Origin of the sequence: Streptomyces sp. NPDC005955, assembly GCF_042871255.1 — a bacterium.
Classification (GTDB): Bacteria; Actinomycetota; Actinomycetes; order Streptomycetales; family Streptomycetaceae; genus Streptomyces.
In genome coordinates, this window is record NZ_JBIAIF010000007.1 from 357585 (window position 1) to 384387 (window position 26803).

General features: G+C 73.9%; 22 protein-coding genes. 14 read left to right on the plus strand and 8 right to left on the minus strand.

Translation table 11 applies throughout. The features are described 5' to 3' along the window. Positions 1–11: 11 nt before the first annotated feature. Positions 12–767 (minus strand): TIGR03089 family protein, encoded by a 756-nt coding sequence (locus tag ACFYOU_RS20135; RefSeq protein WP_389767335.1) that lies wholly within the window; start codon positions 765–767, stop codon positions 12–14. A 198-nt stretch (positions 768–965) separates the two neighbouring features. Between ACFYOU_RS20135 and ACFYOU_RS20140 the strand changes: the two genes are divergently transcribed. Next, entirely contained in the window at positions 966–2435 is a 1470-nt protein-coding gene (locus tag ACFYOU_RS20140; RefSeq protein WP_391307212.1) for an N-acetylmuramoyl-L-alanine amidase, read from the plus strand. Positions 2436–2542: 107 nt separating this feature from the next. Beyond that, positions 2543–3625: a sugar phosphate nucleotidyltransferase gene (locus ACFYOU_RS20145; RefSeq protein ID WP_389767339.1), complete on the plus strand. Its 1083-nt coding sequence runs from the start codon at positions 2543–2545 to the stop codon at positions 3623–3625. 27 nt (positions 3626–3652) lie between these two features. On the opposite strand, the gene ACFYOU_RS20150 is transcribed toward ACFYOU_RS20145, so the two are convergent. From ACFYOU_RS20150 to ACFYOU_RS20165, 4 genes are all read right to left on the minus strand, one after another. After that, positions 3653–4678, minus strand: a complete 1026-nt coding sequence (locus ACFYOU_RS20150; protein ID WP_391307214.1) for a DNA-3-methyladenine glycosylase family protein — start codon at positions 4676–4678, stop codon at positions 3653–3655. A 117-nt stretch (positions 4679–4795) separates the two neighbouring features. Next, positions 4796–6121 (minus strand): coenzyme F420-0:L-glutamate ligase, encoded by a 1326-nt coding sequence (locus ACFYOU_RS20155; protein ID WP_391307216.1) that lies wholly within the window; start codon positions 6119–6121, stop codon positions 4796–4798. Then, on the minus strand, positions 6118–7101 hold the full coding sequence (cofD, locus tag ACFYOU_RS20160; protein ID WP_389767344.1) for a 2-phospho-L-lactate transferase: 984 nt from the start codon (positions 7099–7101) through the stop codon (positions 6118–6120). Before cofD ends, ACFYOU_RS20155 begins: the two co-directional genes overlap by 4 nt. 444 nt (positions 7102–7545) lie before the next feature. Beyond that, positions 7546–8037 carry a cupin domain-containing protein gene (locus ACFYOU_RS20165; RefSeq protein WP_391307217.1) on the minus strand — a complete coding sequence of 164 codons (492 nt, stop codon included), beginning with the start codon at positions 8035–8037 and terminating at the stop codon, positions 7546–7548. A 687-nt stretch (positions 8038–8724) separates the two neighbouring features. On the opposite strand from ACFYOU_RS20165, the gene ACFYOU_RS20170 reads away from it, so the two are divergent. The 3 genes from ACFYOU_RS20170 to ACFYOU_RS20180 all read left to right on the plus strand — a co-directional run bounded on the left by ACFYOU_RS20170 (position 8725) and on the right by ACFYOU_RS20180 (position 14680). Further along, positions 8725–9009 (plus strand): WhiB family transcriptional regulator, encoded by a 285-nt coding sequence (locus ACFYOU_RS20170; protein WP_385493467.1) that lies wholly within the window; start codon positions 8725–8727, stop codon positions 9007–9009. 377 nt (positions 9010–9386) lie between these two features. Further along, positions 9387–13133: a glycosyltransferase gene (locus ACFYOU_RS20175; protein ID WP_391307218.1), complete on the plus strand. Its 3747-nt coding sequence runs from the start codon at positions 9387–9389 to the stop codon at positions 13131–13133. Then, the gene (locus ACFYOU_RS20180; RefSeq protein ID WP_391307220.1) at positions 13130–14680 is read left to right on the plus strand and encodes a DUF5719 family protein; all 1551 of its coding nucleotides are present in this window, start codon (positions 13130–13132) and stop codon (positions 14678–14680) included. The genes ACFYOU_RS20175 and ACFYOU_RS20180 overlap by 4 nt, the downstream gene beginning before the upstream one ends. Positions 14681–14744: 64 nt before the next feature. Here ACFYOU_RS20180 and ACFYOU_RS20185 read toward each other — a convergent pair whose 3' ends face one another. Further along, positions 14745–15194, minus strand: a complete 450-nt coding sequence (locus tag ACFYOU_RS20185; protein ID WP_385493657.1) for a metallopeptidase family protein — start codon at positions 15192–15194, stop codon at positions 14745–14747. Between the two features lie 326 nt (positions 15195–15520). Between ACFYOU_RS20185 and ACFYOU_RS20190 the strand changes: the two genes are divergently transcribed. From ACFYOU_RS20190 to ACFYOU_RS20225, 8 genes are all read left to right on the plus strand, one after another. After that, positions 15521–15943 carry a DUF3499 family protein gene (locus ACFYOU_RS20190; protein ID WP_391307222.1) on the plus strand — a complete coding sequence of 141 codons (423 nt, stop codon included), beginning with the start codon at positions 15521–15523 and terminating at the stop codon, positions 15941–15943. Between the two features lie 170 nt (positions 15944–16113). After that, positions 16114–17481 carry a phosphomannomutase/phosphoglucomutase gene (locus ACFYOU_RS20195; RefSeq protein ID WP_391307224.1) on the plus strand — a complete coding sequence of 456 codons (1368 nt, stop codon included), beginning with the start codon at positions 16114–16116 and terminating at the stop codon, positions 17479–17481. A 179-nt stretch (positions 17482–17660) separates the two neighbouring features. After that, complete coding sequence (locus ACFYOU_RS20200; RefSeq protein WP_389767355.1) at positions 17661–17831, plus strand: Trm112 family protein; 171 nt, start codon at positions 17661–17663, stop codon at positions 17829–17831. Between the two features lie 132 nt (positions 17832–17963). Beyond that, positions 17964–19202 (plus strand): SIS domain-containing protein, encoded by a 1239-nt coding sequence (locus tag ACFYOU_RS20205; RefSeq protein WP_391307259.1) that lies wholly within the window; start codon positions 17964–17966, stop codon positions 19200–19202. A gap of 103 nt (positions 19203–19305) precedes the next feature. Continuing rightward, a complete protein-coding gene (gene manA, locus ACFYOU_RS20210; RefSeq protein ID WP_391307227.1) occupies positions 19306–20565 on the plus strand; it encodes a mannose-6-phosphate isomerase, class I in 1260 nt (419 codons plus the stop codon). 156 nt (positions 20566–20721) lie between these two features. Then, positions 20722–21687, plus strand: coding sequence for a cation diffusion facilitator family transporter (locus tag ACFYOU_RS20215; RefSeq protein WP_391307229.1), 966 nt, complete (start codon positions 20722–20724; stop codon positions 21685–21687). Positions 21688–21992: 305 nt separating this feature from the next. Further along, positions 21993–23450 (plus strand): adenosylhomocysteinase, encoded by a 1458-nt coding sequence (gene ahcY, locus ACFYOU_RS20220; RefSeq protein WP_391307231.1) that lies wholly within the window; start codon positions 21993–21995, stop codon positions 23448–23450. 165 nt (positions 23451–23615) lie between these two features. Then, a complete protein-coding gene (locus tag ACFYOU_RS20225) occupies positions 23616–24236 on the plus strand; it encodes a hypothetical protein (RefSeq protein WP_389767363.1) in 621 nt (206 codons plus the stop codon). A gap of 12 nt (positions 24237–24248) precedes the next feature. On the opposite strand, the gene ACFYOU_RS20230 is transcribed toward ACFYOU_RS20225, so the two are convergent. After that, positions 24249–25289: an RDD family protein gene (locus tag ACFYOU_RS20230; protein WP_391307233.1), complete on the minus strand. Its 1041-nt coding sequence runs from the start codon at positions 25287–25289 to the stop codon at positions 24249–24251. Between the two features lie 100 nt (positions 25290–25389). Here ACFYOU_RS20230 and ACFYOU_RS20235 point away from each other — a divergent pair, with 100 nt between their 5' ends. Further along, on the plus strand, positions 25390–26397 hold the full coding sequence (locus ACFYOU_RS20235) for a stage II sporulation protein M (protein WP_389767367.1): 1008 nt from the start codon (positions 25390–25392) through the stop codon (positions 26395–26397). A 204-nt stretch (positions 26398–26601) separates the two neighbouring features. Here ACFYOU_RS20235 and ACFYOU_RS20240 read toward each other — a convergent pair. Beyond that, positions 26602–26803 (minus strand): hypothetical protein (locus tag ACFYOU_RS20240; protein ID WP_389767369.1); only part of this gene is annotated, 202 nt, incomplete at its 5' end.

A 26803-nucleotide genomic window follows, 5' to 3' on the forward strand; every position in this document is an offset into this window, starting at 1 on the left:
CGGGGCGCCGGTCAGCGCACCGTGGCGGTCACGCGTTCGACCTCGACGCGCTTCGCGAGCGCCTCCTCGTCGAGTGCGTCGGCGTTGCGGCACAGCACCACCGAGCCACCGGCGGCGAGCGGCCCGTACAGTCCGGCCGACAGCCCGTCCCAGGTGTCGTACCCGCGCAGCGACAGCACCCGGGCGCCCGGCCCGGCGATCCCGAACCGTCCGGCGTCGGCGACGGCACGTTCCACGACCTCGGCGCCCGAGTGCTCGGCGCCCGCGACGATCAGCGCGTCGGCGGCGGGGTCCACGGGGGCGAACGGAACGAACCGGTCCCCCTGCGAGGGCACCTCGACCGCGTAGTCCGCGAAGCCCTCGGGCGCTACGGGGAAACGTCCGCCGAGCGGGCGCAGCGCCAGGGCGATCCGCTCCCCGCCGCAGGCCCGCGCCGCCTCCAGTGCATCGGGGCCGGCCACCACCACGTCCGCGCGCCCGGCCGACCCGCCGACGTCGGCGACGACGCCCACCGAGGAGCAGGCCAGCAGCCAGACGGCGGTCTGCCAGTGCGCGGGGAGCAGCAGGGCGACCCGGTCACCGGGTTCCGCGCCCAGTTCGCCCTGGAGCAGGTTGGCGGTCTTGGCCACCCAATTGGCGAACGTCGCCACGGACAATTCGACCCGTTCCCCGGTCGCGTCGTCGTAGAAGGTCACCAGCGGGCGGGACGGGTCCGCGGCGAGCGCGGATCGCAGCAGGTCGGCGGGGGTGCGGTCGGATGCGTTCACCCGCGCAAGGCTACGCGGCCGGCCCGGGCGGTCGCACGGGGTCGCGCAGGGTCGCGCGGGACGGGGCGGACCGGTCGGGCGGCCGGGCGGGTGAAGCGGCCGGGCCGGCCGGGTGAAGCTGCGTCCCCGCGCGGGTGGGGCGCCGCCCGTCGCGAGCGAACGGCCCGTCAGTTCCCGGATGGACATATCGTCACATTCATGTCCAGTATCGGGCGTATGCGTGGATTCATTGCTTCTTCGATCGGCGTCACGTGCGCGATCGCACTGACCTTCCCGCTCACCCTCCCCTCCGGAGCCCAGGCCGCGCCGCGCGGCACGGACACCGCGCCACCCGGCCCCCGGCCCGGCGCCCCGGCCGCCGACCCCGCCCCGCTCTCCGGCAGCACCCGGTCCCTCCCGCTCACGGACCGCCCGACCACCCGCTCCCTGGCCCCTGGTGCACAGGAGCGCAGCCTCGTGGTGCGCAACGTCCGCCCGTTCTCACTCCTCGGAGTCGTCTGGGACGACGTCCGCACCGTGCTCGACGGCGCGGTGCAGGTCCGCACCCGCGCCACCGGTACCGGCACCTGGTCCGGCTGGCGGTCCGTCCACGCCCACGCCGACGCCCACGGCCACGACCACGCCGCCGACCCGGGCTCCTCCGAAGCCCGCTCCGGGCGGGTCCGCGGCGCCACCGCCCCCCTGTGGGTCGGCGACTCGGACGGCGTCGAGGTGCGCGTCACCGGCCGCTCCCCCCGCAACGCCCACCGACCCGCCCCCCTCCCCGAGGGCCTGCGCCTCGAACTCGTCGACCCGGGCCCGGAGCCCGCCCCCGACCGCACGACCGGCGCCCGAGCCGTGCCCGTGACCCGAGCCGTACCCGGAGCCGCGACCGCGCCTGCGTCTGTGTCTGCGTCTGCGACCGCGTCCGCGGGGCGCCGGGCGGCGGCCTCCGCGGACGTCCCGGGGGCGTACGAGGTCCCCGACGTCCCCGAACTCGGCGACCTCGCCCAGCTCTCCGACCTCTCCGACCTCTCCGATCCGCTCGGCATCGACCAGGCCCGCGCCCCGGCCGCCGGCCCCCACACCGCACCCCGGCCCAAGATCGTCTCCCGCAAGAAGTGGGGCGCCGACGAGAGCCTGCGGGAAAGCGGCTTCGGGTACACCAACTCCGTCAAGGCGGCCTTCGTCCACCACAGCTTCACCGGCAACAACTACCGCTGCTCCCAAGCGCCTTCGGTCATTCGCGGTATCTACCGCTACCACGTGGTGAGCAGCGGCTGGCGCGACATCGGCTACAACTTCCTGGTCGACAAGTGCGGCACCGTCTACGAGGGCCGCGCCGGGGGAGTGAGCAAGGCCGTGCTCGGCGCCCACACCCTGGGCTTCAACACCAACACCACGGGCATCGCCGTCCTCGGCTCCTACGGCAGCACCACCCCGCCCGCCGCCGTCGTCAAGGGCATCGCCAAGGTCGCGGCCTGGAAATTGGGGCTGTATGGAGTCAATCCGAAGGCCAAGACATATCTGACCTCGGGCGGTGGCAATCTGTACCGAAAGGGAGAGAAGGTTCGGCTCCAGGTGATCTCCGGTCACCGTGACGGTTTCGCCACGGAGTGCCCAGGGGCCCGCCTCTACGGCAAGTTGGGGACCGCCCGCAGCAGTGCGGCCCGCCTCCAGGGACGCTGATCACGCAACCACCGTCACCCCTGATCGCGTCTGCCCGGCGGGTTGGTCCACACACCGGCCGGCCGGCGACGCGTTCGGTCGGCCCTGGCAGAAGGCAGAGACGACAGGTGACAGAAGCGATCCTCCTGGTGGGCGGCAAGGGCACCAGACTGCGCCCGCTCACGGTCAACACCCCCAAGCCGATGGTTCCGGCGGCCGGGGTGCCCTTCCTGACCCACCAGCTGGCGAGGGCCCGGGCCGCGGGCATCGACCACATCGTGCTCGCCACCTCCTACCTCGCGGAGGTCTTCGAACCGTACTTCGGGGACGGTTCCGCCCTGGGGCTGCGCCTGGAGTACGTCACCGAACGCGAACCCCTCGGCACCGGCGGGGCGATCCGCAACGCCGCGACCCGGTTGCAGGCCGGCCCCGGCGACCCCGTCGCCGTCTTCAACGGGGACATCCTCACCGGACTCGACATCCGCGCCCTGTACGCCACCCACGCCGAATCCGGCGCCGACGTCTCCCTGCACCTCACCCGGGTCCCCGACCCGCGCGCCTACGGACTGGTGCCGACCGACCCCACGGGCCGGGTCACCGCGTTCCTGGAGAAGCCCCAGACCCCGCAGGAGATCGTCACCGACCAGATCAACGCGGGCGCGTACGTCTTCCGACGCTCCGTCATCGACACCATCCCCGCCGGGCGCCCCGTCTCCGTGGAACGGGAGACCTTCCCCGGACTGTTGGCCTCCGGCGCCCACCTCCAGGGCATGGTCGACTCCACCTACTGGCTCGACCTCGGCACGCCCCGGGCGTTCGTGCGCGGCTCGGCGGACCTGGTCCTCGGCCGCGCCCCGTCCCCCGCGGTGCCGGGCCGCTGCGGGGACCGACTGGTGCTGCCCACCGCACAGGTGGCCGCCGACGCCAAACTCACCGGGGGCACCGTCATCGGGCACGGCGCCCGGGTCGGCTCCGGCGCCCGGATCACCGGCAGCACCGTCCTGTCGGGCGCCGTCATCGCCCCCGGGACGGTCATCACCGACTCCCTCGTCGGGGCCCGCGCCCACATCGGCGCCCGGACCACGCTGCGGGACACCGTCATCGGCGACGACGCGCAGGTCGGACCCGACAACGAACTGCGCGACGGCGCCCGGGTGTGGTGCGGCGCCGCCCTGCCCGCCGGCGCGGTCCGCTTCTCCTCGGACCAGTGAGCCCCGCCCCCGCACCGGCGGCACGTCCTACAGCAGTCCGATGTCGGTGCGGGGCATCTTGGGGTGGCGGCGCGCGGGCACCCGCCCGGACAACAGCACCAGCCGGGCCGCCCGGTGCCGCTGCCCCGCGTACGGCTCCAGCAGCCGCAGCATCTCGGCGTCGTCCGCGTCCCGGTCGCCGGCCAGCGCGTACCCGATGATCCCGGGCAGGTGCAGATCGCCGACGGTGACGCAGTCGGCGGCCCCGTGGCTGCGCTGCACCACCTCCGCCGAGGTCCAGGGGCCCACCCCGGGGATCACCTCCAGCCGCCGCCGCGCGGCCTCCGGCTCCAGCGCACCGGCCTGCTCCAACCGGCCGGCGACCCGCACCGCCCGCAGGATCGTCGCCGCCCGCTTGTCGTCCACCCCGGCCCGGTGCCACTCCCAGGACGGCACCCGCAGCCAGGTGCCCGCGGCGGGCGGTACATGCAGCAGCGGTGCCCGGTCCCCCTCCCCGGCCGGACCGGGCGCGGGCTCGCCGAAGCCCCGCACCAACAGCCGCCACGCCCGGTACGCCTCGTCGGCGGTCACCTTCTGCTCCAGGACGGACGGGATCAACGACTCCATCACCAGCCCCGTCCGGACCAGCCGCAGCCCGGCCCGCCGCCGCCAGGCGTGCGCGACGATCCGGTGCCGGGGCACGAACTCCTCGGGCCGGTCCGCCGCGCCCAGCAGCACCGGCAGCCGGTCGAGCAGCCACTCGGCGCCCGGACCCCAGGCGGTGCCCTCGACGTCCGCCCCGCGCGGCGCCACCCGCAGCGTCCCGGGCCCGGCGGGCGTCCGGCAGGCCCGCCACACCGAGCCGTCCGCCAGTGCCCGGAACGTCGGGTCGCCGGGACCCCGCCGCAGCGGCCCGAACACCAGCCCCAGGTCGACCGGCCCGTCGGGGGCCCACACCCGGGTACGGCCCGTCGCGGGCGGTACGGCGCCCCGGCCCGTCCGTGCGGACGGCACGCCGAGGGCACCGCCCCGCACGGTCACCCGTGTGGGCCGCTGCTCGAAACGTCCAGCCATCGCCCGCGTCCTGTGCTCGTCCGCTTCCCCGTCGCCGGGGTCCTACGGAACCGGTCCCCGCGTTCCATGGTGCCCCGCCCGGCGGGGCGACGTCGCCCCGCCGCCCGCCGCTCCCGGTCAGCGCACCTCGATGAACGCCTCCGTCTCCCGCGCCGGCCGCTCCTTCGGCTCGCCCGCCGGGTGCCCGACCGCCACCGCGCCCATCGGGTCCCAGTCCGCGGGCAGCCCGAGCACCTCCCGGACCACGTCCCGGCAGAACATCGTGGACGACACCCAGGCCGAACCCAGCCGCTCCCCGGCCAGTGCCACGAGGAAGTTCTGCACGCCCGCGCCCATCGCGACCACGAACATCTCCCGCTCGGCGGCGTCCCGCCGCGCGTCCCCGTAGTGGTGGGCGCCCTCGGTCACCAGACAGGGCACCACCAGGTACGGCGCCCGCCGCAGCACCTCCCCGCGGCGCACCCGCCGGGCGATCGACTCGGACGACTTCCCGTCCCGTTGGAGGTCGGCGACCCAGGCGTCCCGCATGGCGTCCAACAGCCGCAGCCGGGACCCGGCGCTCTCCAGCAGCACGAACCGCCAGGGCGTGGTGTGGTGCGGCGCGGGCGCGGTGACCGCGGCGGCGACCGCCCGGCGCACCGCTCCCGGGTCGACCGGCTCCTCGGTGAACGCCCGCACGGTACGCCGCTGGGTGACGGCCTCCCGCACCGCCTCCGAGGTGCCGAGCCGGAACATGTCGTCCCGCGCGGGACGCACCAGCTCCCGCGCCCCCGCCCCGGGCACGTCGTCCGCGCCGTCCGTCCGCACGGTGTGCGCGAGCCCGCGCACCACGGCGACCGGCAGCCCGGCGGTCTTCCCCTTGACCAGGTCGCCGGCCGCCGCGAGTTCGTCCGCGGTGGCCACGACGGTGGCGGTCAGCGGGTTGCCGTGGGGGTCGGAGCCGCCCCGCAGGTCGTCCAGGACCCGTACGCCGGCCGCGCCGATCGCGATGTCGGTCAGCCCGTTGCGCCAGGGCCGGCCGGCGGTGTCGGTGACGAGGACGCCGACCTCGACCCCGAGGGCCGCCCGCAGCCCGTCGCGCACGGCACGGGCGGAGGCGTCCGGGTCCTCGGGCAGCAGCAGCACCGTCCCGTTCGGGGTGTTGGAGGCGTCGACCCCGGCGGCGGCCATCACCAGCCCCTGCCGGTTCTCCACGATCCGCAGCGGCCCGCGGCGCGCGATCACCCGCACGGTCTCGGCGTCTATCGCCGCCTCCCGGTCGACCGCGTCCAGGACCCGGCCCTCCGCCTTGGAGACGATCTTCGAGGTGACCAGGACGACGTCGCCGTCCCGCAGGGTCGGTTCGGCGGCGGCGATCAGCTTCGCCAGGTCGTCCCCGGGCACCACCTCGCCGATGCCGGGCACCGCCCACACCCGGAAACCGGTGCCGTTGTCCGTACTCATGCCCGCAGCTCCTCGGCGAGGGTCAGCGCCTCGCGGGCCATCCGCGCGGTGGCGTCGAGGTCCGTCATGAGCAGCGGCACCGCACGGCAGCGGATGCCCGCGGCCTCCACCCGGGCGACGGAGTCCGCGTCGACGGTGTCCACCAGCCAGCCGTCCAGCAGCCCGGAGCCGTAGTGCGCGGCGACCGCCGCGGCGGTGGACTCCACGCCGACCGCCGCCAGGACCTTGTCGGCCATCCCGCGCACCGGTGCGTCCCCGACGATCGGGGACAGGCCCACCACCGGCACCCCGGCCTCCGCGATGGCCTCCCGGATGCCGGGCACGGCGAGGATCGTGCCGATGCTGACCACCGGGTTCGACGGCGGGAACAGCACCACGTCGGCGCCCGCCACCGCCTCCAGGACGCCCGGCGCGGGCTTCGCCCGGTCGGCGCCGACGGGGACCACGGCATGGGCGTCGACGGTGGCCCGCAGCCGGACCCAGTACTCCTGGAAGTGCACCGCCTTGCGCTCACCGGCGCCCGGTTCGCCCTCCGGCACCGTGATCGCCACGTGCGTCTCGATCCGGTCGTCCGACATGGGCAGCAGCCGCACGCCCGGTTGCCAGCGCTCGCACAGGGCCTCGGTGACCGCGCTGAGGGGGTAGCCGGCGGACAGCATCTGCGTCCGCACGATGTGGGTGGCGAAGTCCCGGTCGCCGAGCCCGAACCACGTGGGGCCCACGCCGTACGCCGCGAGCTCCTCCTTGACCCGGAAGCTCTCGTCCTCGCGTCCCCACCCCTGTTCCTCGTTGATGCCGCCGCCGAGGGTGTACATCACCGTGTCGAGGTCCGGACAGACCTTCAGACCGAAGAGGTGTATGTCGTCCCCGGTGTTGCCGATGACGGTGATGTCGGTGACCCCGAACTCCCGTGCGGTCTCCTTGAGACCGCGGAGGAACCGGGCGCCGCCGATGCCGCCTGCCAGAACCACAATGCGCATGTGGTCCAGTCTGTCAGGCACGAAGTGCGCCTTTCGGCTCGCCTGCGCTGTCCCGTGCGGGTGCGCGGAGGTTGCCCGCGCAGTTCCCCGCGCCCCTTTGGGTGCGTTCACCTGGCCGTGTGCGGTTCGCCGCGGGTGCGCTGCGGCTTTGCGCAGTTCCCCGCGCCCCTGGATCTCGGGCGCTACTCGGCGTCGTCGTCCGCCCCGCCGGAACCGCGCACCACCGGCTGAGCGGACCTGATCAAGGGGCGCGGGGAACTGCGCGAGCAACCCCCGTCCACCCGCACGGAACCGCGCACCGCCAGGTGAACGCACCCGATAGGGGGCGCGGGGAACTGCGCGAGAGCTCAGCGCACCCGAAGCGGACAGCGCACCGCCAGGTGGACGTACCGGAGGGGACGCGGGGAACCGCGCGGGTACCCCCAGCGCACCCCGGCGACCCGCTCAGACAGCCGCCGCCGCCCCCGCACACTGCGCCGCATGCATCCGCATCTCCGTGAGCCCGGGGTAGTACACATGAAGGCTCACCGCAGGTTCCATCGCCGCGTTGACGACCTCGTGGACGTACCCCGGCGCGAACACCCGCTGCGCCCCCGGCCGCAAAGCGTGCGAAGCCTGCCGCGTGCGCTCGGTGAGCTCCCCCTCCAGCACCGTGAGCACCCCGCTGGAGGGCCCGTGGTCGTGCACCCCGCTGCCCTGCCCGGGCACCCAGGACAGCAGCCACACCTCGTACCCGGGCCCGGTGCGCAAGCGGTGGTACCAACGGCTGGTGGCGTCGTAGCGCACCAGGTGCGCCCACTGGGCGCGGTCGGCGGCGATGGACCGGGCGAGCCCGGCGAACTCCGCCACCGTGGACGGGTGTTCGCGCGCGGGCTGGAGGAGGTGGGGCACCTCGAGGATGTCGCCCGCGATCTGGAGGTCGCTGTCGCTGTTCATGGGGTGCGGTGGTGTCCTCGGCGAAGAGAAAAAGAAGAGTGGGGGAGGGCGGCGTGCCCGACGACGCGGACGGGCGGAACGCAGACCTGGGGGTGGTGCGGCAGAGGCGGATCAGCGGCCGGAGCGCAGTGGGCTCAACAGCAGGAACGGCAACAGCTACAGCGCGAGCGGGCAGCACCGAGGGACCCGGGGCGGGTCGCGGAAAGCGCCAAGTTCGCGAGCATGCCCACCAGGCAACCGGTTCATGCCCGGTATGTCAACCGGGACGCCGGTTGGCTGGCCGAGATTCACCTGTTCCGGTGGTGCCCATTGCCGAAAGGATTGCGCGCCCCTTGACTAGGAAACACGCGGCAACGCACGGCGGCGCCGGTCGTCCCCCGTGGCGTCGCGGAGCCGTGACGCGGGTGTGATCAGTTTCGCTTCCGCACCGTCACCGCAACGAGACCTCGTCCCGAGCCGTCTCCCCTGGTGAGACGGTGCCAGGAAGCGGCCCTTCAACGGTGTCTCGGTTTATGCCGATTTGAACACTTACCGTATACCCTTGGTTCCGCAGAGTGAATAAGGGGCCCAATAGCAGATCCCGGCTTGACTGGCTTGGATCAGCACACTTGTAATTTCACTCGTGTCGTTCGGCCCGAGCAGGCGCGACACCATCACGGGGACGCAAAAACAGACGAGGGGCGCTACATGACCGAGCTGTTCCAGCACCTGCTGATCGAATCAGTGGAGACCGTCGAGGGCATGGACGAAGAGGAACTCGGCTGGCAGGAGCGCGCACTGTGCGCCCAGACCGATCCCGAGTCGTTCTTCCCCGAGAAGGGCGGATCCACCCGCGAGGCCAAGAAGGTCTGCCTCGCCTGCGAGGTCCGCTCCGAGTGTCTTGAATACGCGCTCGCCAACGACGAGCGCTTCGGCATCTGGGGCGGCCTGTCCGAGCGGGAGCGCCGCCGCCTCAAGAAAGCGGCGATCTGAGCCCGACGGCACCCCACCCCCACCCACCCCCACCCACCCCACACCCCCACCACCCCCATCCGCACCCCCGCACCCGTACCCACCCCCGCGCACCCGCCGCCCCGCCCCACCGCCGGCGCCCGCCCCCACCTCGGCGGGGCCCGGCCGGCGGGGTCACCGGGTGCACCGGACACCGAAGGGCACCCCCGACGGCGAAGTGCCGGTCGCGCAGCGGCGGTCACGGGCTCGTCCACGGCGGCGACCGGTTCCGCAGCCAGCCGTTAGTGTGGTCGCTCGTCCGAGACCCACCACCTCCGTGACCCGCGGCCACCGCGCCCGGGGCCACCGGAGCGCCGTGCGCGTCGACCACAGTCCAGCGAACCGGGGCCCGCACCTCGATGTCCCTGCACAGCCACCACGCCGTCCCGGCCAGCGCGCCCGCGTCACCACGACCGGCCCTGTCCGATCCGACCAGCCCGCCCGCGCACCCGCGACACGTCGTCACCGCCGTCGTCGTCACGCACGACGGTGCCCGCTGGCTGCCCGACACCCTCGCCGGTCTCCTCGGCCAGACCCGCCCGGTGCAGAGCGCCGTCGCCGCCGACACCGGCAGCGCCGACGACTCCGCCCGACTGGTCACCGAAGCACTGGGCGACGACCGCGTCCTGCACCTCGCCCGCCGCACCGGCTTCGGCCAGGCCGTCGACGAAGCCGTGCGCAGCGCACCGGCCCTCACCCCCGACGACCTCCCGTACCTCAAGCGCCCCAGCGGCTGGGACCCCGTCAGCCGCACCTGGCACGACGACGCGTACGACCTGCCCGAACTGCCGCACGGCGAGCCCGAACAGTGGCTGTGGCTCCTGCACGACGACTGCGCACCCGAACCGGACGCCCTCGACCACCTCCTGCGCGTGGTGGAGAACGAACGCGAACTCGGCCACGAGGTCGCCGTCGTCGGCCCCAAGCTCCGCGGCTGGTACGACCGCCGCCAACTCCTCGAAGTCGGCGTGACCCTCGCCCACAGCGGACGCCGCTGGACCGGCCTGGACCGCCGCGAACAGGACCAGGGCCAACACGACCACGTACGCCCCGTACTGGCCGTCTCCACCGCCGGCATGCTCGTCCGCCGCGACGTCTTCGAACAGCTCGGCGGCTTCGACCGCCACCTGCCCCTCATGCGCGACGACGTGGACCTGTGCTGGCGCGCCCACCACGCCGGCCACCGGGTCCTCGTCGCCCCCGAGGCCGTCGTCCGACACGCCGAGGCGGCCTCCCGCGAACGCCGCAGCGTCGACTGCGCGGGCCGCGGCGCCACCTCCCCCCGCAAGGTCGACAAGGCCGGCGCCGCGTACGCGCTGCTCGCCAACGCCCGCTCCGCGGCCCTGCCCTGGATCCTCGTCCGACTCGTCGTCGGCACCGTCCTGCGCGCCCTCGCCTACCTCGTCGGCAAGGCACCCGGACAGGCCCTCGACGAGATCACCGGCCTCGCCGCGACCCTGCTGCGCCCCGGCCGCGTCCTCGCCGCCCGCCGCACCCGCGGACGCCCCCGGGTCGACAAGGGCGAACTGCGCCCCCTGTTCCCGCCCCCCGGCGCCACGATCCGCGCCACCGTCGAACAGGTGACCGGCAACCTCGTCGGCGGTGCGGGCAGCGACGCCGAGGCCGGCACCGGCGGACGCCACGGAGCCGTCGAATCCGGACCCGGCGGCGACGACGCCGACTTCCTCGAAGTCGAACAGTTCGCCCGGCTCAAGCGCGTGGGACGCAAACCGGGCCCCGTGCTCTTCGTGGTCCTGCTGCTGTTCTCCCTGATCGCCTGCCGGGCCCTGCTCGGCAGCGGCGCCCTCGCCGGCGGCGCCCTGCTGCCCGCCCCCGCCGACGCCGCTGACCTGTGGGCCCGCTACACCGACGGCTGGCACCCCGTCGGCACCGGCGGCACCCAGGCCGCCCCGCCCTACCTCGCGCTCGTCGCCCTGCTCGGCAGCGCCCTGTTCGGCTCCACCGGGCTCGCCGTCACGGTCCTGCTCATCGGGTCCGTGCCGCTCGCCGGGATCGCCGCCTACTTCGCGTCCCGACCCCTCGTCATGTCCCGGCTGCTGCGCGCCTGGGCCGCCATCGCGTACGCCTTCCTGCCCGCCGTCACCGGCGCCCTCGCGAGCGGCCGGATCGGCACCGCCGTACTCGCCGTGCTGCTGCCGCTGATCGCCCGCGCCGCGGTCGCCGCCGGGGGACTGGCCCTGTCCGGCACGTCCACCGCACGCGGCAGCTGGCGCGCCACCTGGGCGCTCGCCCTGCTGCTGACCGTCGCCACCGCCTTCACCCTCGTGGTGTGGCCCCTCGCGCTGGTCCTCGGCCTGGCCCTGCTCGCCGTGCGCCGCCGCGACCCGATCGCCTACGCGGCCCGCGTCCTCGCCGCCCTCGCCACCCCGCTGCTGGTCCTCGCCCCCTGGTCGCTGTCCCTGCTGCCCACCGGCTTCTTCCAGGAGGCCGGACTCGACCACCGGGTCGACCCGGCCAGCGCCCTCGACCTGCTCGGCGCCTCCCCGGGCGGCCCCGGCACCGTCGGCGGGCTGCTGCTCTTCGGCATCGTCCTGGCCGCGCTCGCCGCCCTGCTGCGCGCCGAGCGCCGCACCGGCGTCCTCACCGCCTGGACCGTCGCCCTGGTCGCCCTCGTCTTCGCGGCCCTGTCCAACGGCTCCGGCTGGGCCGGCCCGGCGACCCTCGTCTACGGCATCGCTCTGCTCGGCGCCGCGATCATCGGCGCCGACGGAGCCCGCCACCGCGTCGCCGAACAGAGCTTCGGCTGGCGCCAGCCGGTCGCCGCGCTGATCGCCTTCGCCGCCGCCGCGGGCACCTTCCTCGCCGCCGCCGGCTGGATGATCCGCGGCGCCGACGGCCCCCTCGACCGTCGCGACCCGGTCCAGGTGCCCGCCTTCGTCGCCGAGGAGAGCGGCACCCAGGACCAGGCCCGCACCCTCGTCCTCGACGGCGAGACCCCGGCCCGCGTCGCCTACACCCTGGTCCGCGGATCCGGCGCCCGCCTGGGCGACGCCGAACTCACCGCCGCCGCCCCCGCCACCCCCCGGCTCGACGAGGTCGTCGCCAACCTGGTCGCCGGCTCCGGCGCCGACCAGGCCGACGAACTCGGCGGCTACGCCGTCCGCTACGTCCTCGTGCGCGACGGCGCCCCCCGCGGCATGAGCCGGGTGCTCGACACCACGCCCGGCCTGTCCCGGCTCAGCCAACAGGACGGCAACTCCCTGTGGCGCGTCGACCGACAGGTCTCCCGGGCCGCCGTCGTCCCGAAGTCCGGCGACCCGCAACCCGTGGCCGCCGGCCCCGTCGAGGTCCACACCGACCTCCGCCCCGGCCCCGAGGGCCGGGTGCTGCGCCTCGCCGACACCGCCGCCCCCGGCTGGACCGCGACCCTGGACGGCGAGCCGCTGCCCCGGGTCACCGTCGACGGCTGGGCCCAGGGCTTCACCCTGCCGACCTCCGGCGGACGCCTCGACATCACCTACGACGCGCCCCTCACCCACACCGCGTGGGTGTGGGCGCAGGGCGCGCTCGCCCTGGTCCTGGTCGTCCTCGCGCTGCCCGGCCGCCGTCGGCACGTCGACGACGACCTGCCCGACGCGGAGCAGCCCGTCACCGCACCGGTGGCCGCCGAACCCACCGCGTCCGCTGCGCCCGCCGCACCGCCGGAGGGCCGCCGGGCCCGCCGGCTGCGCGACCGGGCGCCCGCAGCGGACCCCGCCACCGAGGTGCCGCAGGCCTCCGTTCCGCACCAGGTCGCGCACCCCGCCTGGGACGACGCGCCCGCCGCACCGGTTCCCCCGGCCCCGGAGGACCCCGCGTACCCGGGTGCCGCGGTTCCCCCGCAGACCCCGTACGCGGACCCGTACCAGGGCGGCGGCTACGCCCCGTACCCGCAGGACGGCACCCACGACCCGTACGCCGCGGTGCCCCCGTACCCCGACCCCGTCCCGGGCCACCAGGCCCCGCCGGACGCCCCGGGTTACGGCTACTCCGGCTACGACGGCGGCTACGACGACCACACCCCCGTGTACGGACAGCCCGGCCCGGAGGCGCCCGGGCACCCGCACGGCACCGACCGCGAGCGCCCCGACGGGAGCCAGCAGTGAACCGCACCACCCTGTCCCTGTTCGCCGTGACCGCGGCGCTGGCCGCCGTCACCGGACTCGCCGTCGTGTCCCTGCCCGAGGAGGCCGGGGCCGACGGCGCTCCGGCCGCCGCCCGGCTGCCCGTGGAACGCTCCGGGGTGCTGTGCCCCGCGCCCAGCGACTCGGACCTCGCGGACACCGTCTACAGCTCCTTCACCCCGAAGTCCGAGGGCACCGCCGCCACCGGCACGGCCCGGCTGACCCCGGCCGAGGAGAGGTCCACCGGTGCGGACGAGCCCAAGGGCGCCAAGGGCACCAAGAGCACCGGGAAGGACGCGAAGAACGGGGAGGACGGGAAGGACGCGAAGGGTCCTGCGCCCGTCCTCGTGCCGAAGGAACCCGGTGCCCAGGTCACCGGCGAGGAGTCCGGTGCGGACGTGCCCGCCCTGATCGGCGCCGCCGAGGGCGACCTCGCCCCGGGATGGACCGTCCAGCAGACCACCACCGTCTCGGCGGGCCAGGGCCGCGGGATGCTCGGCCTCGCCTGCGCCGCTCCCGACACCGACTTCTGGCTGCCGGGCGTCAGCACCGCCGAGGACCGCACCGACTACCTCCACCTGACCAACCCGGACGATGCGGCGGCCGTCGTCGACATCGAGCTCCACGGCAAGGACGGCCCTCTGAAGACCTCGCTCGGCGACGGCATCCAGGTGCAGCCGCGGGCGAGCGTGCCGGTGCTGCTGTCCACGCTGACCGAGAAGCCCCAGGCCGATCTGACGGCGCACGTCACGGTCCGCAGCGGTCGGGTGGCCGCCGCCGTGCGGGCCACCGACGCCCGGCGCGGCTCCGACTGGCTGACGCCCGCCGCCGACCCCGGGCCCGCGCTGGTGGTGCCGGGCATCCCCACGGACGTCACCTCGGCCCGTCTGATCGTCTTCGCCCCCGGGGAGAGCGACGCGGAGGTCGACGTCCGGGTGGCCTCGCCGAACGGGCCGATCACCCCCGCCGGGACCGAGAGCCTGCACGTCAAGTCGGGGATGACGGCCGTCGTCGACCTGGGGGACGTCACCAAGGGCGAGGCGGGCTCCCTGCTCCTGACCCCCAAGGGCCGGTCCGCCGCGCCGGTGGTGGCCGCCCTCCAGGTCGTCCGGGGCAAGGGCGACCGCCAGGAGACCGCGTACATCCCGGCCAGTACGGCGGTCGGCGCCCGGGCGACGGTCGCCGACAACCGGGCCAAGGGCACCGTGCTGTCCCTGGTCGCCCCCGGCGCCGCCGCCAAGGTGCGGGTCACCGCGTCGGCGGGCAGCGGGGGCGGCGAGCCGGTCACCGAGACGTACACCGTCAAGAGCGGGTCGACGCTGCTGGCCCGCCCGCCCGTGCCGCGGGGCCTCAAGGGGACGTACGCCTTGACCGTCGAGTCGCTCTCCGGCGGCCCGGTGCACGCCTCGCGGATGCTCGAAGCCCCGGACGGCGGCGTTCCGATGTTCACCGTGCAGGCCCTCGCCGACGACCGGGGCACCGTCTCGGTGCCGGACGCGGACCAGGACCTGTCCGTGCTCCAGAAGTGACGGACGCAGCAGCGGGCGACGGGCCCCGGCAGGAGCAGGAGCAGGAGCAGGAGCGGGCCGGGGCTCAGTCCTCGTCGTAGTGGGGGTCGACGGTCTCCGGGGTCAGACCCAGGAGTTCGGCGACCTGCTCCACCACCACCTCGTGCACCAGGGCGGCGCGCTCGTCGCGCCCCTTGGTGCGGATCTCCACCGGCCGCCGGTAGATCACGACCCGGGCGCGGCGCCCCTCCCGGGCCGGCACGATCCCGCCCAGCGGTACGGGGTCCTCGTTCCAGCCGTCTTCGGAGGCGTCCAACCGGGGGACCTCCAGGACCATGAAGTCGAAGTCGGCGAGCTGGGGCCAACGGCGCTCCAGCCGCTCGACCGAGTCCTGCACCAGGTCCGTGAACAGTTCGGCCCTGCTGGCGGCGAGCGGCACCTGCGGCGGAGCCACGGGGCCGCGCATCCCCCTGCCGTGCCGGTCACGGCGGCGGGGACCGCGGTCGGCGGCGCTGGGGGGCACGGGGTTGTCCATCACCGACGAAGCGTAGTCCTCCGGTGGGCTCCCCGGTCGTCGGCGCGGCCCGTGACAGCGCTCCGCCGCACCCCGGGTGACCTGCACGGCGGCACGCCCGGGCGAACCGATGTAGGGCATGTCACTTACTGACCATTCCAGCCAAGGTCATGATCGAAATTGATCACTTCAGAGGGGGGTGCCCTCTTGCAAAATGACGAGAATGCCCCTATTCATTACTACTCGTCACCCGTCTCCTTCTCCCGGTCGACAGGCACCCGGCGGGACCGAGGGGCAATACCAGAAACCGCGAGGATCGAGTTCACGCCACGACACGGTGGGGTGACGTGCCGAGGAGTCGTCGCGGCCCGCTCAAGAGTGCGGTAGCGTCCATCATCGTGAGCCCTGTACGTCGCTGTTCGCGCACCGCTTGCGGCCGTCCCGCCGTCGCGACGCTGACGTACGTCTACGCCGACTCGACCGCGGTCCTCGGCCCCCTCGCCACCTACGCCGAACCCCACTGCTACGACCTCTGCGCCGAGCACTCCGAGCGCCTCACCGCGCCCCGCGGCTGGGAGGTCGTCCGGCTCGCCGAGGCCAGCGGCCCGGCCCGCCCCTCCGGCGACGACCTCGAAGCCCTCGCCAACGCCGTGCGCGAAGCGGCCCGCCCCCACGAGCGCACCGCCGACGCGGGCGGCAGGTCGGGCGCCGACCCCGTCGAGGTCGGCCGCCGCGGCCACCTGCGGGTCCTGCGCTCCCCGGACTCCTGACCCCAACTCCCGCCCCCGCAGCGGCCCTCGAACACCCCCCGCGCGACCAGCCCCGACACCCCCACGGCCGAAACCCGGCCCCGGCCCCGTCGGGGAACCGCGTCGCCCACCCGGCCCCCGCACCCTGCGGGTAGTTTGGGGGCCCCAGAGGACCTCCAGGAGGGTTGGCCGTGGCTGTTGATCTGTCGCAGATCGTGAAGGCGTACGACGTCCGCGGGGTGGTTCCCGACCAGTGGGACGAGTCACTCGCCGAACTCTTCGGCGCGGCCTTCGCACAGGTGACGGGCGCTCACGCGATCGTGACCGGGCACGACATGCGGCCCTCGTCCCCCGGCCTGTCCCGGGCCTTCGCCCGGGGCGCCGCCGCCCGCGGCGTGGACGTCACCGAGATCGGACTCTGCTCCACCGACCAGCTCTACTACGCGTCCGGCGCCCTCGACCTGCCCGGGGCGATGTTCACCGCCTCCCACAACCCGGCCCAGTACAACGGCATCAAGATGTGCCGCGCCGGAGCCGCCCCCGTCGGCCAGGACACCGGACTCGCCGAGATCCGCGCCCTCGTCGAAGGCTGGGCCGCCGGCACCGACCCGGCCCCGGAACCCGCCGCCACCCCCGGCACCCTCACCCAGCGCGACACCCTGCGCGACTACGCCGCCCACCTGCGCTCCCTGGTCGACCTCACCGGCATCCGCCCGCTCAAGGTCGTCGTCGACGCGGGCAACGGCATGGGCGGCCACACCGTCCCCACGGTCTTCGACGGCCTGCCCCTGGACCTCGTACCGATGTACTTCGAACTCGACGGCACCTTCCCGCACCACGAGGCCAACCCCCTCGACCCGAAGAACATCGTCGACCTCCAGGCCCGCGTCCGCGCCGAACACGCCGACCTCGGCATCGCCTTCGACGGCGACGCCGACCGCTGCTTCGTCGTCGACCAGAACGGCGACCCCGTCTCCCCGTCCGCGATCACCGCCCTCGTCGCCTCCCGCGAACTCGCCAAGCACGGCGGGGGCACCGTCATCCACAACCTCATCACCTCCTGGTCCGTCCCCGAGGTCGTCCGCGAACAGGGCGGCACCCCCGTGCGCACCCGCGTCGGCCACTCCTTCATCAAGCAGGAGATGGCGAACACCGGCGCGATCTTCGGCGGCGAACACTCGGCGCACTACTACTTCCGCGACTTCTGGAACGCCGACACCGGCATGCTCGCCGCCCTCCACGTGCTCGCCGCACTCGGCGAGCAGGACGGCACCCTCTCCGACCTGGTCGCCCAGTACGACCGCTACGCCGGCTCCGGCGAGATCAACTCCACCGTCGACGACCAGACCGCCCGCCTCGCCGCGGTCCGCGCCGCCTACGAGGGCCGCGACGACGTCACCATCGACGAACTCGACGGACTCACCGTCACCACCGCCGACTGGTGGTTCAACGTCCGCCCCTCCAACACCGAGCCCCTGCTCCGCCTCAACGCGGAAGCCCGCGACCAGGCCACCATGGCCAAGGTCCGCGACGAGGTCCTGGACCTCATCCGCGGCTGACCCCCCGCCGCCGCACCCGGACGGGTACCGGACCACCACCCCCGGTACCCGTCCCCACCCGCCCCCGGGACCCCCGGCCGGGCACCCCGCCAGCCCGGCACGGACCAGGGCACAGCGGTACGCTGACCACGCCGCGGACCCGACGCCCGCGCGCCCACCACCCGGAAGGAAACACCGCCATGCCGCTCGAAGCCGGACTCCTGGAGATCCTGGCCTGCCCGGCCTGCCACGCCCCCCTGACCGAGGCGGAGACCGAGCTGATCTGCACCGGCGAGGACTGCGGCCTCGCCTACCCCGTCCGGGACGACATCCCCGTGCTCCTCGTCGACGAGGCCCGCCGCCCCGACTGACGACACCGCCCACCCGGCAGCACACCCGCCCACCCGAGCCGCACCCGTCCGACCATGGACCACACCCTTCGCCGCTCCACGCCCGCCGCCCGGCACCCCGCACCACCCCCCAGCGAATCGGAGGCCGCCCCCATGCTCGACGAATCGCTGCTGGACGCACCCGACGCACTCGCCAGGGCCGACCGGCGACGCCTGCTGCGGGGCGCGGCCGAAGCGGGCGCCCGGGTCCGCACCGCCGCCCGACGCGCCGCCGAAGCGGGCGTGGCCGACCTACGGCCCGACGGCCGCCCCCGCGCCGTCCTCATGGCCGGCCCCGGAGCCGCCGCGAACGCCGCCGCCGACATCCTCGGCTCCCTCGCCGGCGCCGGCTGCCCCGTCGTCCGCCTCGACCCCACCGGAGTCGCCGCCGCCCCCGGCGCCCTGCGCTGGGCCCTCCCCGGCTGGGCCGGCCCCGTCGACCTGCTGCTCATCGCCACCCCGGACGGCACCGAACCCGGCCTCGCCCTGCTCGCCGAACAGGCCTACCGCCGCGGCTGCACCGTCGTCTCCGTCGCACCCGACCGCACCCCCCTCGGGGAAGCCGTCGACGGCGTCCACGGCCTCGCCCTCCCCATGGCCACCGCACCCTACGAACAGGACGAACCCGACGCGGCCTCCGCGCCCGGCGCCCTGTGGGCCCTGCTCACCCCGCTGCTGATGCTGCTCGACCGCACCGGACTCGTCAGCGCCCCCACCGACGCCCTGGAACGGGTGGCCGACCGCCTCGACCGCACCGCCGAACGCTGCGGCCCCGCCACCGCCACCTACGCCAACCCCGCGAAGACCCTCGCCGCCGAACTCGCCGACTCGCTGCCGCTGATCTGGACCGAAGGCCCGTCCGCCGGACCCGCCGGCCGCCGCTTCGCCGCCGCCATCGGCGAACTCGCCGGCCGCCCCGCCCTCGCCGCCCAACTCCCCGAGGCCCTCCCCGCGCACGGCGCGCTCCTCACCGGCACCCTCGCCGCGGGCGCCGACCCCGACGACTTCTTCCGCGACCGCGTCGACGAGGCCCCCGCCCTGCGCGCCCGGGTCGTCCTCCTCCGCGACCGGCCCACCGGCAAGCTCAGCGCCGCCCCCGCCGCCCGCGAACTCGCCCTGGGCCACGACACCGCCATCAGCGAGCTCGAACCCGGCCTCACCGGCGACGACGACCCGCACGCACCCCACGGATCGGGCGACCCCGGCGGACCGGGCGGACCCGGCGACCCCGGCACACCCGGCGGACCCCGGGACGACGCCGACCGCACCGGCGACACCCTCGAAGCACTCGCCGAACTGATCGCCGTCACAGATTTCGCCGCCGTTTACCTGGCGCTCGCTTCGGGGGCTTGATCTGGACCCGGGGCCCCGCCCCGGCCGTCGCTCCCGAACCCCGCCCCCTCGCGGGAAGCCCACCGGCAGCGTCGACCTCGTACTCGAACGGAGAAAGAACCCCATGGACCGCCTCGCCAACCCCATCCGCCCCTACGCCTGGGGTTCCGCCACCGCCATCCCCCACCTCCTCGGCGTGGCACCCACCGGCGAGCCGCAGGCCGAACAGTGGATGGGAGCCCACCCCGGAGCGCCCTCGCGCACCCCGCGCGGCACCCTCACCGAAGTGATCGACACCGACCCCGAAGGCACCCTCGGCGCCCCCGCCGTCGCCCGCTTCGGCCCCCACCTGCCCTTCCTCCTCAAACTCCTCGCCGCCGGCGCCCCCGTCTCCCTCCAGGTCCACCCCGACCTCACCCAGGCCCGCGAGGGGTACGCCCGCGAACAGCAGCAGGACATCCCGCTGACCGCCGGACACCGCAACTACAAGGACGCCAACCACAAGCCCGAACTGATCTGCGCGCTCACCCCGTTCGAGGGCCTGTGCGGCTTCCGCCCCCCGCACGCCACCGCCGACCTCCTCGCCCGACTGGACGTCGACGGCCTCAAGCCGTACGTCGACCTGCTGCGCGCCACCCCCGAGGACGCCGCCCTGCGCGAGGTCCTCACCGCGATCCTCTCCGCCGACCGCACCGAGATCGCCGCCCTGGTCACCGAAACCGCCCAGGCCTGCGCCCGGCTCGCCGCCGAGGACCCGGACAGCGTCGAACCGGGGACGACCGCACCGGCCTCCGACCCCGACCCGGCCGACCCCGCCGCCGCCCCCGCAGCCGCCCGCACCGCCGCCTACGCCGCCTACGCCGGGCTCGCCCACCACTACCCCGGCGACCCGGGCGTCCTCGCCGCGACCCTCCTCAACCACGTCCGGCTCCAGCCCGGCGAAGCCCTGTTCCTCGGCGCCGGAGTCCCGCACACCTATCTGCACGGCCTCGGCGTCGAGATCATGGCCAACTCCGACAACGTCCTGCGCTGCGGCCTCACCCCGAAGCACATCGACGTCCCCGAACTCCTCCGGGTCGTCCGCTTCGAGGCCGCCGACCCCGCCGTCCTGCGCCCCGAAGCCTCCCCCGACGGCGAGGAGGTCTACGACACCCCCATCGACGAGTTCCGCCTCTCCCGCCTCACCCGACCCGAGGACGCCGCACCCGGCGACCTCACCACCGACACCCCGCAGATCCTCCTGTGCACCGCCGGCACGATCACCCTGCACGGCGGCGGCGGCCCCGAGACCCTCACCCCCGGCACCTCCGTCTTCGTCGCCGCCGGCGACCGCACCGAGGTGACCGGCGCCGGCACCCTGTTCCGCGCCACGGTCGTGGTCTGACGCCCCACCCTCCCCGGACGGGCGACACGAACCGTCAAACCGCCTGCGCCGACCCCCTCGGCCCCGTACGATCCGACGCCGTCACCACCGGGCACACCACCAGGGACCGACGGCGCCCCACGGGCACCGGAACGGGCGAAGGGACACCACGCACAGATGAGCGCATCAGGCGGAACCAAAGCCATCGTCGCGGCACTCGCCGCCAACCTCTCGATCGCGGTCGCCAAGTTCGTGGCCTTCCTCTTCAGCGGCTCCTCGTCGATGCTCGCCGAGAGCGTCCACTCCCTCGCCGACTCCGGCAACCAGGGACTGCTCCTCCTCGGCGGCCGACGCGCCCGCCGCGAAGCCACCCCGCAACACCCCTTCGGCTACGGCCGCGAGCGCTACGTCTACGCCTTCCTCGTCTCCATCGTGCTCTTCTCCGCCGGCGGCATGTTCGCGCTCTACGAGGGCTACGAGAAGGTCAAGCACCCCCACGCCATCGAGAACTGGTACTGGCCCGTGGGGGTGCTCGTCTTCGCGATCGTCGCCGAGATCTTCTCCTTCCGCACCGCGATCAAGGAGTCCAACCAGATCCGCGGCACCCTCTCCTGGAAGGAGTTCGTCCGCCACTCCAAGGCCCCCGAACTCCCCGTCGTCCTCCTGGAAGACCTCGGTGCCCTCGTCGGCCTGGTCCTCGCCCTCGTCGGCGTCAGCCTCGCCCTCGCCACCGGCGACGGCCTCTGGGACGGCATCGGCACCCTCTGCATCGGCGTCCTGCTCATCCTCATCGCCCTCGTCCTCGCCGTGGAGACCAAATCCCTCCTCCTCGGCGAAGCCGCCGGCACCGACGACCTCCGCACCATCGAGACCGCCCTCGTCGACGGCACCACCGTCACCCGCCTCATCCACCTGCGCACCCTGCACCTGGGCCCCGAGGAACTGCTCGTCGCCGCCAAGATCGCCGTCCCCCGCGACAGCACCGCCGCACAGATCGCCGCCGCCATCGACGCGGCCGAGTCCCGCGTCCGCACCGCCTGCCCCATCGCCCGGGTGATCTACCTCGAACCCGACCTCTACAGCGAGACCGACGCCGCGAAGGGCCCCGACGCCGAAGCCACCCCCGGCGGCCCCGCCCACTGAACCCGCCCCACCCCGACCCACCGACCCCACCCCCACCCACGGGCCACTCCCGACCCGCGGGCCACCCCCAGCAATCAAGCCGAACCGATTTGCGCCCTGGGGCACACCCGCCCCACGGTGTTAGATTCGTGACCAGAGCCAGACGTCGCTGCTGATGGCGGTCGGGCGGCCCGCACCCCGGGCCGACCGAGGGAGAGAGGGCCTCCGACGGACTGCGCTGCGCACGCGCCCGGGCACCACCCCGCCCGCCGCCGCGCAGAACAGCCGTGCACCCATCTCGACCGACCCACGAGGAGCAGCTCCCCATGACCACTGTCGACAACCGACAGGACTTCAAGGTCGCCGACCTCTCCCTCGCCGCCTACGGGCGCAAGGAGATCACCCTCGCCGAGCACGAGATGCCCGGCCTCATGGCCATCCGTGCCGAGTACGCCGAGCAGCAGCCGCTCGCCGGCGCCCGCGTCACGGGCTCCCTGCACATGACCGTGCAGACCGCCGTCCTCATCGAGACCCTGGTCGCCCTCGGCGCCCAGGTCCGCTGGGCCTCCTGCAACATCTTCTCCACCCAGGACCACGCCGCCGCGGCCATCGCCGTGGGCCCCGACGGCACCCCGGACGCCCCGAGCGGCGTCCCCGTCTTCGCCTGGAAGGGCGAGACGCTGGAGGAGTACTGGTGGTGCACGGAGCAGGCCCTGACCTGGCCCGACAGCCCCACCGGCGGCCCCAACATGATCCTCGACGACGGCGGCGACGCCACCGTCCTCGTCCACAAGGGCGTCGAGTACGAGAAGGACGGCAAGGTCCCCTCGACCGACACCGCCGAGTCCGACGAGCACCGCGTCATCCTCGAACTCCTCACCCGCACCCTCGGCGAGGACCCGCAGAAGTGGACCCGCCTCTCCTCCGAGATCCGCGGCGTCACCGAAGAGACCACCACCGGTGTCCACCGCCTCTACGAGATGCACCGCGACGGCACCCTGCTCTTCCCGGCGATCAACGTCAACGACGCCGTCACCAAGTCGAAGTTCGACAACAAGTACGGCTGCCGCCACTCCCTGATCGACGGCATCAACCGCGCCACCGACGTCCTCATCGGCGGCAAGACGGCCGTCGTCTGCGGCTACGGCGACGTCGGCAAGGGCTGTGCCGAGTCCCTGCGCGGCCAGGGCGCACGCGTCATCGTCACCGAGATCGACCCGATCTGCGCGCTCCAGGCAGCCATGGACGGCTACCAGGTCACCACCCTCGACGAGGTCATCGAGACCGCCGACATCTTCATCACCACGACCGGCAACAAGGACATCATCATGGCCGCCGACATGGCCAAGATGAAGCACCAGGCCATCGTCGGCAACATCGGCCACTTCGACAACGAACTCGACATGGCCGGCCTCGCCAAGCTCCCCGGCGTCGTCAAGGACGAGGTCAAGCCCCAGGTCCACACCTGGACCTTCCCCGACGGCAAGGTCCTCATCGTGCTGTCCGAGGGCCGCCTCCTCAACCTCGGCAACGCCACCGGGCACCCGTCGTTCGTGATGTCCAACTCGTTCGCGGACCAGACCCTGGCCCAGATCGAGCTGTTCACCAAGCCCGACGCCTACCCGACCGACGTCTACACGCTGCCCAAGCACCTCGACGAGAAGGTCGCCCGCCTCCACCTCGCCGCGCTCGGCGTGAAGCTCACGACCCTGCGCCCCGAGCAGGCCGCGTACATCGGCGTCGAGGTCGAAGGCCCGTACAAGTCGGACCACTACCGCTACTGACCCGGCCCCGCCGCCCCGCGGCGGACCGACAGGACGCACCAGGCAGGCCCCCGCACCCCCGTGCCGGGGGCCTGCCCCGTACCGCGCACCCGAGCCGAACCCGACGGGCGAACCCGCCACCGGTCCGGCACCGGGAGATCAGAACGACCGAGAACCAGGACCCCCATGCCCCGCGGCCACTATTCGCTCCACGACACGCACGACCACACCCCCCTCGGTGAGGAACACTTCCACTGCGCCCCCGGCCCCTCCGGCTGGCGCTACGTCTCCCAACGCGTCGCCCCCTCCGGCGAACACACCGGCTCCGTCGACCTCACGCTCGACGAACTCGGCCGCCCCCTGCGCCTCGAACTCAACGCCGCCAGCTGGCAGGTGCGCGCCGGCGCGCTCGACGGCGTCACCTGGGTCCGCACCGACCCCACCGGCGTCCACGCCACCGAGGGCAACGCCCCCGCCCACGCGTTCACCGGCACCTCCCCGGCCTTCCTCGTCGCGACCGCCCGACTGCTGCGTCTCACCCCTGCCTCCCCCGCCACCCGGGTCCGCCTCGTCGCCTTCACCGATCCGGTCCTCGCCCCCCGCACCCTCGACCAGTCCTGGGCCTTGCTCAACAGAGAAACACACACCACTGACAACGCCCCCCTGATCGTGGACGAGTACCAGGTCACCGCCCTGGACACCGGCGAACAGCACACCGTCCACCTCACCGGGGACGTCGTCCTGTCGGCCCCCGGCATCGAGCTGGAGAACCTGGAATCGCCCCCGTCGACGTTCCCCTCCGACTGACGCCCCACCCCCTCAGGACGGCGGCGCGAACCCCGTGCCCCGCCCCGCACCGGCCCCACCGCTCCCACCGGGGCCGTTCCCACCCGTACCATCCCCGGCCACCGGCCCCGCACCACCGCTCCCCGGCCCCGGACCGACGACCGGACCCGCCGCGACACCCCCACCGGGCGGCGCGAACCCCGAGCCGCCACCCGCCCCGTCCCGACCCGGCCCGTACCCCACCTGCGCCTGACCCACCTGCCCGTAGGCCACCTGCGCATGACCGCCCGGCCCGTGACCGCCCGGCCCGTAACCCCCCGGAGCACCGCCCCCGGACATCCGCTGCACGTCCCGCGACTGCCGCTCGTGCACCACGGCGGCCAGGAACGCGGCCGGCGGCACCCCCTGTGGCACGGTCGCCCCCGTCCGCGCGACCACCTCCTCCGCCAGCCGCCGCGCCATGTCCCACCCCGCCTGCTGATCGAACTGCGACATCCGCGTCAGGTACTGCCGCACCGCCAACCACAGACCGTCCGGCACCCCCGACAGGTCGAGCGAGGAGAACCGCCCCGCCAACCACGGCGGCGGAGGCGGAACGTACGCACTGCGGGCCACCGGCACCCGCTCCCGCACCACCAGCGTCCCCGCGAGCACGTCACCCACCCGACGCCCCCGCTTCGACGCCAACGAGGCGATGGACGCCACCGTGCCGAAGGTCAACAGGATCTCGATCGCCCCGAACGCACCCCGCACCAACGCGTGCCGGAACCGGATCGGCCCCCCGTCGTCCCGCACCACCCGCAAGCCGCACGCCAACTTCCCCAGCGACCGCCCGTGACTCAGGGTCTCGACGGCTATCGGCACCCCCACCAGCAACAACAGGAAGCTCGCCACCGACACCGCCGCCATCGCCGCGTCGTCCAGCGACGCGGCGGCCGCTATCAGCCCCACCGTCACCCCGATGTAGACCGCGACCGCCAGGGTCAGATCGATCAGCACCGCCAGGCCACGGCTCGGCAACTTGGCGGGCTGCAACTCCAGCGCCACCGCCTCACCCGTTACGAGATCACTCACTACCATCACCTTCCGCCGCCCTGGCCTGCCCCGGGAAGGGCCAGTCTGCCAAGCTGAAACGCATCGCCGCAGTACGAGAAGCCGAGGAGCAACTGACCCGATGGACCTCGACGTCTTCGTTTCCGCCCACCGGGCCGAATGGGACCGGCTGGACCACCTGCTGCGCCGCCGGCGCCGCCTGACGGGGGCCGAGGCGGACGAACTCGTCGCCCTCTACCAACGCACCGCCACCCACCTCTCCCTGATCCGGTCCAGCACGCCCGACCCGCAGCTCCTCGGTCGCCTCACCCAACTCGTCGCCCGGGCCCGCAACGCGGTGACCGGCACCCGCCGAGCCTCCTGGCGCGACGTGACCCGGTTCCTCACGCACGGCTTCCCGGCCGCGCTCTACCGCACCCGTCACTGGTGGGTGCCCACCGCCATTGTCTCCACGCTCGCCGCCGCGCTCATCGGCTGGTGGATCGCCACCCGCCCCGAAGTCCAGGCGAGCATCGGCGCCCCCGCCGCACTGCGCGAGATGACCCGGCCCGGCGGCGGGTACGAGACGTACTACTCCAGCAACCCGGCGGCGTCGTTCGCGGCACAGGTGTGGACGAACAACGCCCAGGCCGCCGCGCTCTGCCTGGTCCTGGGCGCCTTCCTGTGCGTACCGGTCCTGTGGATCCTGCTGACGAACATGGTGAACATCGGCATGGGCATCGGGCTCATGGCCTCGGCCGGTCGCCTCGACGTCTTCCTCGGCCTGATCATTCCGCACGGGCTCCTCGAACTGACGGCGGTCTTCGTGGCGGCCGGCACCGGGCTACGCCTCGGCTGGACGGTCATCGACCCCGGCCCCCGCACCCGCCGCGCCGCCCTCGCCGAAGAGGGCCGCGCCGCCCTCGGCATGGCGATCGGCCTGGCCCTGGTCCTCTTCGTCTCGGGAGCCATCGAAGGCTTCGTCACCCCGTCCGGCCTCCCCACCTGGGCCCGGATCGGCATCGGCGTCGCCGCCGAGCTGCTCTTCCTCGCCTACGTGTACGTACTGGGGCGCCGGGCGGTCAGGGAAGGGGAGACGGGGGACCTCGACGCCGACGAGCGGAGCGCCGCCGTGCCCCTGGCCGCCTGATGTGCGTGGGCCGCCGTTCACCTGCTAGTGTCCTCTTCGCCCCAGGGAAATCCGTTGACACGGCCCAGCTGGGGAGGTAGATTTGAACAGTTGCCTACGAACGGGCTCGACCCGTTGGCGACCGCATAATCTATCTGCTTCTCGGAAGTTCATCGAGTTCATCGAAACGAATCCGAGAAACCTCCTCTGACTCATATGCAGAAGTCACCCGGTGGTTCGAACCACTGGAAAGCCTCTGATAAAGTCGGAATCGCCGGAAAGGAAAACGCCGAAAAGCGTTCTCCCGGAAAGCACCGAGGAAATCGGATCGGAAAGATCTGATAGAGTCGGAAACACCGAAGGGAAGCGCCCGGAGGAAAGCCTCAGCCGAATGGCTGGAGTGAGTACAAAGGAAGCGTCCGTTCCT

What these genes read in the sequence shown, in the direction of transcription:
- ACFYOU_RS20175 (WP_391307218.1), top strand. Translation starts at nt 9,387, where the DNA reads ATGTCCCTGCACAGCCACCACGCCGTCCCGGCCAGCGCGCCCGCGTCA.
- ACFYOU_RS20200 (WP_389767355.1), top strand. Translation starts at nt 17,661, where the DNA reads ATGCCGCTCGAAGCCGGACTCCTGGAGATCCTGGCCTGCCCGGCCTGC.
- cofD (WP_389767344.1), bottom strand. Translation starts at nt 7,101, where the DNA reads ATGCGCATTGTGGTTCTGGCAGGCGGCATCGGCGGCGCCCGGTTCCTC.
- ahcY (WP_391307231.1), top strand. Translation starts at nt 21,993, where the DNA reads ATGACCACTGTCGACAACCGACAGGACTTCAAGGTCGCCGACCTCTCC.
- ACFYOU_RS20150 (WP_391307214.1), bottom strand. Translation starts at nt 4,678, where the DNA reads ATGGCTGGACGTTTCGAGCAGCGGCCCACACGGGTGACCGTGCGGGGC.
- ACFYOU_RS20140 (WP_391307212.1), top strand. Translation starts at nt 966, where the DNA reads ATGTCCAGTATCGGGCGTATGCGTGGATTCATTGCTTCTTCGATCGGC.
- ACFYOU_RS20225 (WP_389767363.1), top strand. Translation starts at nt 23,616, where the DNA reads ATGCCCCGCGGCCACTATTCGCTCCACGACACGCACGACCACACCCCC.
- ACFYOU_RS20170 (WP_385493467.1), top strand. Translation starts at nt 8,725, where the DNA reads ATGACCGAGCTGTTCCAGCACCTGCTGATCGAATCAGTGGAGACCGTC.
- ACFYOU_RS20205 (WP_391307259.1), top strand. Translation starts at nt 17,964, where the DNA reads ATGCTCGACGAATCGCTGCTGGACGCACCCGACGCACTCGCCAGGGCC.
- ACFYOU_RS20165 (WP_391307217.1), bottom strand. Translation starts at nt 8,037, where the DNA reads ATGAACAGCGACAGCGACCTCCAGATCGCGGGCGACATCCTCGAGGTG.
- manA (WP_391307227.1), top strand. Translation starts at nt 19,306, where the DNA reads ATGGACCGCCTCGCCAACCCCATCCGCCCCTACGCCTGGGGTTCCGCC.
- ACFYOU_RS20185 (WP_385493657.1), bottom strand. Translation starts at nt 15,194, where the DNA reads ATGGACAACCCCGTGCCCCCCAGCGCCGCCGACCGCGGTCCCCGCCGC.
- ACFYOU_RS20235 (WP_389767367.1), top strand. Translation starts at nt 25,390, where the DNA reads ATGGACCTCGACGTCTTCGTTTCCGCCCACCGGGCCGAATGGGACCGG.
- ACFYOU_RS20215 (WP_391307229.1), top strand. Translation starts at nt 20,722, where the DNA reads ATGAGCGCATCAGGCGGAACCAAAGCCATCGTCGCGGCACTCGCCGCC.
- ACFYOU_RS20155 (WP_391307216.1), bottom strand. Translation starts at nt 6,121, where the DNA reads ATGAGTACGGACAACGGCACCGGTTTCCGGGTGTGGGCGGTGCCCGGC.